The sequence below is a fragment of the Nocardia sp. NRRL WC-3656 genome, from assembly GCF_000720265.1.
GTDB classification, from domain to species: Bacteria; Actinomycetota; Actinomycetes; order Mycobacteriales; family Mycobacteriaceae; genus Nocardia; species Nocardia nova.
Genome location: NZ_JOJF01000054.1, coordinates 1 through 12007, shown reverse-complemented (window position 1 = coordinate 12007; position 12007 = coordinate 1). Strand labels below are relative to the sequence as shown.

Annotated in this window: 8 protein-coding genes; 3 read left to right on the top strand and 5 right to left on the bottom strand. The window is 69.2% G+C overall.

The features are described 5' to 3' along the window. Positions 1–111: 111 nt before the first annotated feature. Positions 112–1071 (bottom strand): arpA protein, encoded by a 960-nt coding sequence (locus tag IG65_RS0133130; protein WP_231509602.1) that lies wholly within the window; start codon positions 1069–1071, stop codon positions 112–114. Positions 1072–1241: 170 nt separating this feature from the next. On the opposite strand from IG65_RS0133130, the gene IG65_RS0133125 reads away from it, so the two are divergent. Beyond that, positions 1242–3791 carry an AAA family ATPase gene (locus IG65_RS0133125; protein ID WP_030518882.1) on the top strand — a complete coding sequence of 850 codons (2550 nt, stop codon included), beginning with the start codon at positions 1242–1244 and terminating at the stop codon, positions 3789–3791. Here the strand turns inward: IG65_RS0133125 and IG65_RS0133120 are convergent. The 3 genes from IG65_RS0133120 to metH form a co-directional block, all read right to left on the bottom strand. Beyond that, the gene (locus tag IG65_RS0133120) at positions 3748–4413 is read right to left on the bottom strand and encodes an HAD family phosphatase (protein ID WP_030518881.1); all 666 of its coding nucleotides are present in this window, start codon (positions 4411–4413) and stop codon (positions 3748–3750) included. The two genes, IG65_RS0133125 and IG65_RS0133120, sit on opposite strands and share 44 nt — an antisense overlap. A 25-nt stretch (positions 4414–4438) precedes the next feature. After that, positions 4439–6061 carry a serine/threonine-protein kinase gene (locus IG65_RS0133115; protein ID WP_030518880.1) on the bottom strand — a complete coding sequence of 541 codons (1623 nt, stop codon included), beginning with the start codon at positions 6059–6061 and terminating at the stop codon, positions 4439–4441. A gap of 74 nt (positions 6062–6135) precedes the next feature. Further along, positions 6136–9714 carry a methionine synthase gene (gene metH, locus IG65_RS0133110; RefSeq protein WP_030518879.1) on the bottom strand — a complete coding sequence of 1193 codons (3579 nt, stop codon included), beginning with the start codon at positions 9712–9714 and terminating at the stop codon, positions 6136–6138. Between the two features lie 162 nt (positions 9715–9876). Here metH and IG65_RS0133105 point away from each other — a divergent pair, with 162 nt between their 5' ends. Beyond that, positions 9877–10737 (top strand): PAC2 family protein, encoded by an 861-nt coding sequence (locus tag IG65_RS0133105; RefSeq protein WP_231509603.1) that lies wholly within the window; start codon positions 9877–9879, stop codon positions 10735–10737. A 72-nt stretch (positions 10738–10809) separates the two neighbouring features. Here the strand turns inward: IG65_RS0133105 and IG65_RS0133100 are convergent, their stop codons facing one another. Then, entirely contained in the window at positions 10810–11115 is a 306-nt protein-coding gene (locus tag IG65_RS0133100) for a hypothetical protein (protein ID WP_030518877.1), read from the bottom strand. Positions 11116–11426: 311 nt separating this feature from the next. On the opposite strand from IG65_RS0133100, the gene IG65_RS0133095 reads away from it, so the two are divergent. Continuing rightward, entirely contained in the window at positions 11427–11927 is a 501-nt protein-coding gene (locus IG65_RS0133095) for a hypothetical protein (protein WP_231509601.1), read from the top strand. The last annotated feature ends 80 nt before the right edge of the window (positions 11928–12007 follow it).

Below are 12007 nucleotides of genomic sequence, written 5' to 3'. Positions count from 1 at the left end.
GACCACAAGACCTACCAGCCCGCCCCCGCAACCTGACCCCATCAGCAAACCCGGAAATCACCAGTAGGACTTGACAACCTCATTGAGATTCCTCCTGAGTCGAACGGGTGATCAGTCGAGAAGTCGGTCACCGCGTACGGCATTTCCCGCCGCGGCCAGATGGTCCGGAAGAACCCGCCCGAACAGCTGCCGGGTACGTTCGACCGCGCCCACGATGCCCGGGCGGTCGCTGTAGGCGAAGATCGCGCTGTGGCGCTGGGTGGTGCCCTCCACCGGAGAGACCCGGTGCAGGGAGAAACGGCCTTGGAACAGTTGCAGATCGCCGGGGCGCAGCGTGAGCCGCCGGATGAAGGAGTCGCCCGCTCCGGTGAGCACGGCCCGCACCTCGGCCAGATTCTCCGCTTCCGGCGTCCGGATGCGCGGGCAGTATTCGAAGACACCGCCCGCATCCGGTTCCTGCGTCAGCATCGAGACCGTGAATTCGTTGGTGTCGAAATGCCACGGATGCGACATGCCGGGCGCAACCACGTTGAGACACAATCCCGCCAGCGGATCGGTGTATTCGTGCAGCTGTGGCAACCCGAAGCATTCGGCGACCAATCGCTGGAACGCCGCGCTCGTGTAGAGCACCTGGATCACCGCGGTGGGAGGAATGAGATCCCGCGCAACGAAGGCGTTTCCACGCTCGAGCACGATCGTGGCCGGATGGTCGGGAGACAGGTCGCTGTCGAGCGGAATGTTGTACGCGTTGACCTTCTCGACCGTGTAATAGGCGTGCGGGGCGAGTTCGGCGCCCTCGTCGCGCAGCGTGGCCAGCAGATCCGGGCGGACGAATCCGGGCAGGACGGTGCAGCCGTCGGCGGCGAGGTCGTCGCGCGCTCGGCGCACCACCTCGTCCCACCGCGCGCTGCCGGGCGCGTCGAGCGGATAGCGCTCGGTATCCACGACGGCAGCGAGGGCCGGACCGGCCGCCGCCGCGTCGACCCGTTCCGAACTACCTTCTGCCCCAGCTGTTTCGCCGTCCAGCCGGCTCGGTGCACCCACGTTGCCACAACCCCCTGTCGCCGCCATGAAGATCATTGTGACCTGCCGGGCGCCATTACACAGCAGATTCCCGGATATCATTGGGAAACCTCACAAACCCTCGAGTAACCATGTGCGCCAGCGATATTCGTCACCACAACGTCGCGCGACGCGCCGCTGCCGGTCCGGCCGCCGCGCACGGACGGTAGGGTCGCGAGATGGCGCCACTGCGGGTGGGTACCGTGCCGCCCACCTCCGACGAATTCATCGGCCGCGAACCGGAACTGGAACGGCTGGCGGCCCTGCTCTCCGGGCCCGCGCGGCTGATCACGGTGATCGGTGCGGGTGGTCTGGGCAAGACCCGCCTGGTCACCGAGGCCGTGCACCGGTTGCCCCGGACCGGCGAGCGGCGCGTGCACTGGGTGCGCCTGGCCCGGCTGGCGGCGGGCACCGACGCGGCCGGAGTCGCCGACGAGGTGGTCCGCGCGGTCGCCGACCACGACTTCTCCGGTCGGGCACCGTGGCCGGCGCTGATCGAAACCCTCGATGCCGGCGCCGCGCCCCCGGTGCTGGTCATGGACAATTGCGAGCACGTCACCGAGGGCGCCGGTGAGGTGATCGTCGAACTGATCGAGACGGTGCCGGGCCTGACGGTCCTGGCCACCAGCCGCCGCCCCATCGGCTGGATCGACGAGCAGCTCCTACCTCTCCCACCGTTGACCCAGCGCCAAGCCGTGGAGTTGTTCCACCGGCGCGCGGCGCTGACCGGTACCATGCTGAGCCCGGACACTGCCGAGACGGTGGCATCCATCTGCCGGCATCTGCACCACTACCCGCTGCACATCCGCCTCGCCGCGGCGCGGTTGCGGCGGCGGCCACCGGCCATGATTCTGCGCGATCTCGACGGCCGCGCCGGCGACACCCGTCTGCACTGGCCGCCCGCCACTGTGATCGGCGCGGACGCCCGGCATCGCGGTATCACCGACGTGATCGCGTGGTCGTTCGAACTGTGCGACGAGCGAGAACGGCTGCTGTTCGAGCGGATGTCGGTCTTCGCGCCCGGATACGACGTCAATCCGGCCGACGCCGAGGACGATGCGAGTCTCGAGGTGGGGGCCGACCTCGAGGCGATCGTGGCCGTGTGCGCCCAACCCGACGCCGCGGCGGAGCCGGCCGCCGCAGACATCGAGGGGCTGCTGGAACGGCTGGCCGACCAATCGCTGGTCACCGTGCATGTGAGCGCGCGCGAGGTGCGCTATTCGCTGCTGGAGAGTCTGCGGCTGTTCGCCCGGGAGCGCCTGGCCGAACGCGATCCGCGCGAGCCGCGGCGGCTCGCGGACCGGCACCGCCGCTACTACCGCGACCGGATCACGAGCACCGACGACGGCGACGGCCGATTGCCACAGTGGGCGCGGGCGTCGTGGGACAACCTGCTGGTCGCCATCGACCGCAGCCTGGACTCGCCCGACGATGCGGTGGCCGGGCTGGAGATCGCGCTGGGAATGATCGCGTTGCACGTCCCCTTCTTCCGGGGTTCGTTGCGCGAATCACGGCGCCGCGCCGAGAAGACGCTGGCCGCCGCCACCTCCGCGCCCGAGCCGCTGCGGATCCGGGCGATGGCGACGATCGCCTGGATCTGCCTGTGCCAGGGCCTGCCCGACGAGGCCGAGGAGTTACTCGATCGCTGTGTGACGGCCGCGGTGCCCGACCCGACGGCACGGGCCCGAGTGGCCGCCGATCCCACCGCCGACGTTGCGCTCCCGGCGCCGGTGGCCTTCACCCTCGGATGCCGGCTGATGCTCGTCGACCAGGATGTGCGCGCGCTGGTGCTGTTGGCGCGCGTCCGCGAAAAGTTCACCGCGGCAGCGGATTACGGGCATGTGGCGATCAGCGCGCTGTTCGAGGCACTCGCCGCCGCCTTCCTCGGCACCTCCGAGCAGGCCCTCGCCGTGACCGCCCGCCACCTCGAGGCGGTGTCGGATTCGGGCGCGGACTGGGCGAAGTCGTGGGCCGAGATCGCGCGGATCATCGCCGAGACCTTGCACGGCGACGCGCGGTGGGCCGCCGCGGCCGGGCCCGCCACCCTGGCGCGCCAGGTCGCGACACGCGATACCTGGGGTGTGGTGTGGTCGGTCCACGCGCGGGCGTGGGCACTGGCGCGGCTGACTCTCGCCGCGCCGCCGGCGGCCGCACCGCACACGACGGCCGTGGAGATCGCGCGACTGCTCGGCGCCGCCGCGGCGCTGCGCCACCGGCTCGGCGTCGACATCGCGCAACTGCGGCCCTTCGTGGCGGAGACCGATCGCGCGGCGGACGGAATCCGGCGGCTCGTGGGTCCGCCCACCTTCGACGCGGCGTATCGCGAGGGAACCGAGGTGTGCACGGCACTGCGGGAGATCAGCCGGCTCGCCTGTGACATCGCCGTGCCGGACGAGTTCGCGGTCGCACCGCACGCACCGGAATGGGATCTGCTGACCCGGGCCGAACAGGAGGTCGCCGCGCTGGCGGCGGCCGGGTGGACCAACAGCGCCATTGCGGACCGGCGGGGTAGTTCGGCGCGCACGGTGGACGCCCAGATAGCCGCCGTCCTGCGGAAGCTGGCCGTCGGGTCGCGCGCCGAAATCGCCCCGCTGGTGCCGCCCGAGCGCCGCGTCGGCGCCGACCACGTACCGAGGCCACGCCGACTCCGCGCCGTGCCCGCACCGGCGAACTCGGTGGCGCGGGTCAGCGGGCGCCGGCGTGAACCAGGGCAAGCTCGTCGATGGTGAGGCCTACCAGGGATTCGCGGAATTCGAGTCCGGGACGCGCCGGGACCGCGATCTCACACGGCACCACCAGCACCCGGCATCCGGCGGCCAGTGCGGCGGCCGAGCCGGTCGGCGAATCCTCCACGGCCACACACTCTTCCGAGGCGACACCGAGCAACCGCGCGGCGCGCAGATAGGGATCGGGCGCGGGTTTGCCGCTGTCGACCTCGTCGCCGCAGACCGAGACGTCGAACATGTGACGGCCCAGCGTTTCCAGGCACAGCTCGGTGATCGACCGCTTGGTGTTGGTCACCAGTGCGGCCGGCAGGCCCGCCGTCCGCAGCGTGGCCAGTGCGTCCTGGGCACCGGGCCGCCAGGGGATGGGCCCGGCCATCAGTTCGGTGACCCGGCGCTCCAGCCAATGGCCCGCCGCGAGCATCGCCGCCGGGTCGAGCTCCAGGCCCAGGCCGTCGAACAGGATCCGCAGCGCGTTGCGGGCGTCGGCGCCGATCAACGCGTGCCGGATGGCGTCGGTCATCCGGCCGCCGAGCTCCTCGGCGAGTTCGCGCACGCCGATATCCCAGAGCTTCTCCGAATCCAGCAGGGTGCCGTCCATATCCCACAGCACGGCGGCCACAGTCACCCGGAGCTCTCCTTCCGATTCCGCATCAGGTTCCCGACGCGGTGATGAGCATCCGGCCGGTGGCCGTATCCACCGTGAACCAGCGGCTCTCGGAGGTGACGGTCCCGTTCTTCAGGGTATAGGTGAGCGTCGCGACCGCCCGCCCGGGACCGCTCTGAGTCACCCCGCCGACCCGCACCGACGACACCGTCGACCAGAAATTCGAGTACTGCGCGTAGCCGCCGGTCTGGGACTGGTACGACGGCGCCAGCTCGGCCCACGCGCCGCTGGTGTTACCGGGCAGCATGCCGTAGTAGCCGGAGATGAAACTCGCGACATCGGCCGGCTGCGCCGGGCCGTAGGGAGCGCTGGTTCCGGGCGGGGCCGGCCGGGTGGCACTCGCGCCGGGCGCCGGGCCGGGCGGCACCTGGCCGGTGGGCACCGGGCTGCCGAGCGACGCGCTGCCCCCCGCACCGTTGGACGAGGATCCACCGGGCGCGTCCGGGGTCGCGGCGCCGGGCGGCGCGAAGGCGGTCGCCGAGGGTTGCCCCGGCGCCGAGGTGGTGCCGTCCCCCGCCGCCGCGGTGTGGTTGTCGTCGGACCCGGACGTCGCCACCAAACCGACGATCACCGCGACGACGAGAACGGCGGCAGCGGCGACCGCCCAGATCCGCCGATCGCGCAGCGGGCCCGGTTTCGGTTGCGGCGCGGGCGTTTTCGCCGTAGATCCGGCACCCGCGGGGGTGGGCGCGGGTGCCGTCTTCTCGGGAGCCGACAGCACCGTGGTCGCGGCGGAGTCGGCGCCCGGTTGCGGCAGCACCTTGGTGGCCGCGGGGACCAACGCCGCCGATCGGCCGTCGGCGACGGCCTCGAGCGCCTGCTGCGCCTCCCGCATGGTCGGCCGGTCGGCGCCGTCGGCGGCCAGCAGGCTCATCAGCACCGGGCCCAGGGATTCGGCGCGCTTGGGCTCGGGCACCTTGGCACTGACCACCGAATGCAGCACCGCCAGCGGATTGTCGCCCTCACCGAACGGCGGCGCGCCCTCGACGGCCGCATACAGCGTCGACCCCAGCGCGAACACGTCCGACGCCGGCTCCGGATCCTCACCGCGCGCGATCTCCGGCGACAGGTACGCCGGAGTGCCGGCCAGGAAGCCGGTCGAGGTGACCGTGACGTCGCCGACGGCCCGCGAGATCCCGAAGTCGGTGATCTTCACCGTCCCGTTGTCGGCGACCAGGATGTTCGCGGGCTTCACGTCCCGGTGCACGATGCCGGCGTCGTGCGCGGCGGCCAGCGCCGCGGCGACCTTCGCCCCGATCCGGGCCACCTCGCGCGGCTCGAGCGGTCCCTTGTCGCGCATCAACGCCGCGAGGCTCTGCGCGTCGACGTATTCCATCACCAGCCAGGGCTGGCCGTCCTCCTCCGCCACGTCGAAGACGGTGACCGCGTTCTGATGGTGCAACCGCGCCGCGATGCGTCCCTCCCGCATCGCGCGCATCTTCGCCTCGAGCGCCTGCGCCTTGGTCAGCCCGGGCGCCAGCAACAGCTGTTTGACCGCGACGGTGCGCCGCAGCCGGACGTCACTGGCGCGCCACACGACCCCCATGGCTCCACTGCCGATGGGATCGGCCAGTCGGTACCGTCCGGCGATCAGCCGATCTGAACTCATGGTGTCCAACCCCTCCTGCGCTCACACGCCGAGCCGCCTTGCCACTCTGCGTGACGCCCGGAAACGCCAAAATCCTACGCGTTGAAGTATTTTGCTTCCGGATGCAGCAGGACGAAGGCATCGGTGGACTGTTCCGGATGCAGCTGCAACTCCTCCGACAGCGACACGCCGATCCGGTTTGCCTCGAGCAGCGACACCAGTTTCGCGCGGTCCTCGAGTTCGGGGCAGGCCCCGTAACCGAAGGAGTAGCGTGCGCCACGGTAGCCGAGTTTGAAGTAATCCGTCACCTCGGCGGGGTCCTCGTCGGCGACCGAATGTCCTTCCAGCACAAGCTCTTCGCGAATCCGGCGGTGCCAGTACTCGGCCAGCGCCTCGGTGAGCTGCACGCCGATGCCGTGCACCTCGAGGTAGTCGCGATAGTTGTTCGCCGCGAACAGCTCGTTGGCGAAATCGGCGATCGGCTGCCCCATGGTGACCAGTTGGAACGGCAGCACATCGACCTGTCCGCGCTCCACGGCCAGCTTCCGCGAGCGCACGAAGTCGGCGATGCACAGGAACCGGTCGCGCTGCTGACGCGGGAAGGTGAACCGATAGCGTTGCGGCGCAGCGGGATCCGGCTCGGTGAGAACGATCACATCGTCCCCCTCGGATACGGCCGGGAAGTAGCCGTAGACCACTGCCGCGTGCTGCAGCACGCCCTCGGTGGACAACCGGTCCAGCCAGTACCGCAGCCGCGGGCGGCCGTCGGATTCGACCAGTTCCTCATAGCTCGGCCCCTCGCCGCCACGCTGCCCGCGCAGACCCCACTGCCCCAGGAACAACGCACGCTCGTCCAGCAGGCCCGAGTATTCGCCCACCGCAAGACCTTTGATCACCCGCGTGCCCCAGAACGGCGGCACCGGCACCGGCAGATCGGCGGCCACGTCCGAGCGTTCGGGCACCTCGACGGGCACCTCCTTGGCGCGCCGTTCCGCCGCGATGCGCATGGACCGCTCGTGGCGGGCCTTGCGTTCGGCGGCCTTGGCGCGTTCGGCCTCGGCGTCGGGACTGTCCGGACCGACCGCGCCGCCACGCTTGCGGGTCATGATGTCGTCCATCAGGCGCAGGCCCTCGAACGCGTCGCGGGCATAGTGCACATCGCCGGCGTAGACGTCGGTCAGATCGTTCTCGACGTAGGCGCGGGTCAGCGCGGCGCCGCCCAGCAGGACCGGGAACTGGTCGGCGACCCCGCGGGTGTTCATCTCCTCGAGGTTCTCCTTCATCACCACCGTCGACTTGACCAGCAGACCGGACATGCCGATCACATCGGCCCTCTTGTCGGTCGCCGCGTCCAGGATCGCCGAAATCGGTTGTTTGATACCGAGATTGACGACCTCGTAGCCGTTGTTCGACAGGATGATGTCGACCAGGTTCTTGCCGATGTCGTGCACGTCACCCTTGACCGTGGCCAGTACGATGCGGCCCTTGCCGGAGTCGTCGGTGGCCTCCATATGCGGTTCCAGGTGCGCCACGGCGGCCTTCATCACCTCGGCGGACTGCAGCACGAACGGCAGCTGCATCTGACCGGAGCCGAACAGCTCACCGACGGTCTTCATCCCCGACAGCAGCGTTTCGTTGATGATCTGCAGCGGCGGCACCTCCTGCATGGCCGCGTCCAGATCCTGTTCCAGCCCCTTGCGGTCGCCGTCGACGATGCGCCGCTCCAGGCGTTCGAACAGCGGCAACGCGGCCAGCTCGTCGGCGCGGGAGGCCTTGGCCGAGGCGGCCGACACGCCCTCGAACATCGCCATCAGTGTCTGCAGCGGGTCGTAGCCCTCGCGGCGGCGGTCGTAGATCAGATCCAGCGCCGTGGTGCGCTGATCCTCCGGGATCCGGCTCATCGGCAGGATCTTCGAGGCGTGCACGATCGCGGAATCCAGTCCGGCCTCGACACATTCGTGCATGAACACCGAGTTCAGCACCTGCCGCGCGGCCGGGTTGAGGCCGAAGGAGATGTTCGACAGGCCGAGGGTGGTCTGCACCTGCGGGTGGCGGCGCTTGAGTTCGCGGATGCCCTCGATGGTCTCCAGGCCGTCGCGCCGCGACTCCTCCTGGCCGGTGCCGAGGGTGAAGGTCAGGCAGTCGACAATGATGTCGCTCTCGGCCAGCCCCCAATTGCCGGTGATGTCGGCGATCAGGCGCTCGGCGATCTCGACCTTCTTCTCCGCCGTGCGAGCCTGGCCCTCCTCGTCGATGGTCAGCGCCACCACGGCGGCGCCGTGCTCGGCCACCAGGCGCATGATCTGCTGGAAGCGCGAATCCGGCCCGGCGCCGTCCTCGTAGTTCACCGAGTTGACCGCGCACCGCCCGCCCAGATGTTCCAGGCCGGCCTGCAGCACCGGCGGCTCGGTGGAGTCGAGCATGATCGGCAGCGTCGAGGCGGTGGCCAGCCGGCCCGCCAGCTCGGCCATATCGACGCTGCCGTCGCGGCCGACGTAGTCGACACACAGGTCCAGCATGTGCGCGCCGTCGCGGGTCTGGTCCTTGGCGATGTCGAGGCATTTCTGCCAGTCGCCGGCCAGCATCGCCTCGCGGAATGCCTTGGAGCCGTTGGCGTTGGTGCGCTCGCCGATCATCATGATCGAGGCGTCCTGTTCGAACGGCACCGAGGTGTACATCGAGGACACGCTCGGCTCGTGAGCCGGATTGCGTTCGGCCGGAGCGACATTCGCGACCGCGTCGGCGACCTCGCGGATGTGCTGCGGGGTGGTGCCGCAGCAGCCACCCACCAGCGCGAGGCCGAATTCGGTGACGAAGCCGTGCAGCGCGCTCGCCAATTCGCCCGGGGTGAGCGGATATTCGGCGCCGTTGGCCCCCAGCACCGGCAGGCCAGCATTCGGCATCACCGACACCGGCAGCTGGGCGTGCTTGGACAGATGGCGCAGATGTTCGCTCATCTCGTCCGGGCCGGTGGCGCAATTGAGACCGATCATGTCGACGCCGAGCGGCTCGATCGCGGTCAGCGCCGCACCGATCTCACTGCCGACCAGCATGGTTCCGGTGGTCTCGACCGTGACGTGCGTGATGATCGGAATGCGCCGCCCGGCCCGTTCCATGGCCCGGCGGCTACCGGTGACAGCGGCCTTCACCTGCAGCAGGTCCTGGCAGGTCTCGATCAGAATGGCATCCGCACCCCCCTCGAGCATGCCGAGCGCGGCCTCGGCGTAGGCGTCGCGCAGCGCGACGAAGGGGGCATGGCCCAGGGTGGGCAGTTTGGTACCGGGGCCCATCGACCCCAGGACGTAGCGGGGCGTGCCGTCGGCGGACGGGCCCATCTCGTCGGCGACCTCGCGGGCGAGCCGGGTGCCGCGTTCGGACAGATCGCGGATCCGGTCGGCGATGTCGTAGTCGGCCAGGTTGGGCAGGTTGCAGCCGAAGGTGTTGGTCTCGACCGCGTCGGCGCCGGCCTCGTAATAGGCGCGGTGAATGCCGCGCAGCACGTCGGGGCGGGTCTCGTTCAGGATCTCGTTGCATCCTTCGAGGCCACGGAAGTCGTCGAGCGTCAGATCCGCGGCCTGCAACATCGTGCCCATCGCACCGTCGCCGATCACGACACGCCGGGCAAGCGTGTCGAGCAACGTGGTATCGAACTCGGCGCGGGAGGACACAGACATGTACCCCAGAGTAGTGGGCGGCCCCGACAATCCTGACCACCGGACCGGGCGGCCCGTGCCACATCGCTCCCGACACGCGGTATCCCGCAATTTGCGGTGAACGACACCGCCGCCACGCCGTAGGCTGACCGGGTGAACCCCAGTGCCTCATCCGATCCGGCAATGCCGACGTTGCGTGATCCGGTTCTCGTCGCCGCCTTCGAAGGCTGGAACGACGCGGCCGACGCCGCCAGCGGCGCCGTCGAACATCTGGAACTGATCTGGGACGCCGAACCGCTGGCCGAACTGGATTCCGAAGACTACTACGATTACCAGGTCAATCGGCCGACCGTGCGCCAGGTCGACGGCGTGACCCGCGAGATCCAGTGGCCCTCGACCACCCTGTCGGTGTGCTCACCTCCCGGTATAGAGCGCGACATCGTGTTGCTGCACGGCATCGAGCCGAATATGCGCTGGCGAGCGTTCTGCTCCGACATCATCGAACTGATCGAGCAACTGCAGGTCACGACGGTGGTGATTCTGGGAGCACTGCTCGCGGACACGCCGCACACCCGGCCGGTCCCGGTCACCGGCACCGCCTACAGCAAGGAAGCGGCCGAACAGTTCAGCCTGGAACAAACTCGCTACGAGGGGCCGACCGGCATCACCGGCGTGTTGCAGGACGCGTGTGTGCGAGCGGGCGTGCCGGCCATCTCGTTCTGGGCGGCGGTTCCCCACTACGTCTCCCAGCCGCCGAATCCGAAGGCGACCATCGCGCTGTTGCGCCGGGTCGAGGACGTGCTCGATATCGAGGTGCCGCTGGGCGAGTTGCCCGCGCAGGCCGAGGACTGGGAGTCCGCGGTCGACGAGATGACCGAGGGTGACGAGGAGGTCACCGAATACGTGCGGTCGCTGGAGGAGCGCGGCGACGCCGCGGTCGACCTCGACGACGCGATGGCCAAGATCGATGGCGATGCGATCGCCGCGGAATTCGAGAAGTATCTGCGCCGGCGAGGCGGCGGCAAGGGCGGATTCGGCTTGTAGCCGGTGGCGGCGCCGGACACTCGGCCGGCGGGCGGGTACCGCGGACGCGTGTCCGGCGACAGCCGCGCGCGGTCAGGTCTCGATGGTCAGCACCTGGGCCTCCGCGTCGTGAGCCAGTTTCGCGATCAGCATGTCGCGCGGAATGGTCTGGCCCGCAAGATGATCGAGCGACGGAACCACCACATGGTGTGCCTCGGCCCGCTTGAGCTCGGCCGTGAGTTCGGCGAACGCGGTGCCGTCACCCTGGGTCGATTCATGGAACGTCGCGGCGAAGCAGAGGCCGACTTCGCTGGCCAGGGTGCACATCGCATCCTCCAGCTCAGCGGCGTGACCGTCGGCCAAATCGTCACGCACGTATCCATAGATCAACGCTTCCACCCGAACCTCCGTTTGGATGTGTAAGGGACTCGCTGTTCTGTTGTGGATCACCTGCTAGTGGATCACCTTCTGCGGACGGGAAAACCGCCCGAATCGAGCATCCGTCATCGGCAAATGCAATTGCAGATGTCAATGACGGACAACCGCGTGCCCTATTGGGTCCAACTCGCGTTAACTGGTGGGATACTACAGACGTGGCCGTGAGTGACGATCGACCCGTCTGGGCTGTCAGGATGCGCTCCGAACGCGACGCCCGGGGGTGGTCCCAAGCGGATGCCGTCCGTGCGATGCGCGCGAAGTCATCCCACAACTTGCCGACAGACAGTACCCTCCTACGCAATTGGCGCCGTTGGGAATCGGGCGAGTCGCGCCCGGACGATTTCTACGCGCCGATCATCGCGGCGGCGTTCGACACCGTCACCGCGGCGTTTTTCCCCAAGGCGCGCCCGAATCGGGACGACGAACTCTTGTCGTCAACGGGAATGGACACGCTCGAGTTCATCGGCCGGCTACGGATGTCCGACATCTCTTCGGCCACACTGGATGCCATTCGCATCACCGCCGAGCGGCTGTGCTGCGAATATCCCTTCGCCGACCCGCACGAACTGCACACCGAGGGCACCGCGTGGCTGCGGCGCATCACCTCCCTGCTGGACGGGCGGCTGACCCTGGCTCAGCATCGCGAGGTGCTGGTCCTCGCCGGTTGGGTGGCGTTGCTGGTCGGATGTGTCGACTACGACCTGGGCCGGCGCACCGCCGCGGAGGCGACCCGCCGCGCGGCCCTGTCACTGGGACAGGAGGAATCTCAATGAGGTTGTCAAGTCCTACTGGTGATTTCCGGGTTTGCTGATGGGGTCAGGTTGCGGGGGCGGGCTGGTAGGTCTTGTGGTCG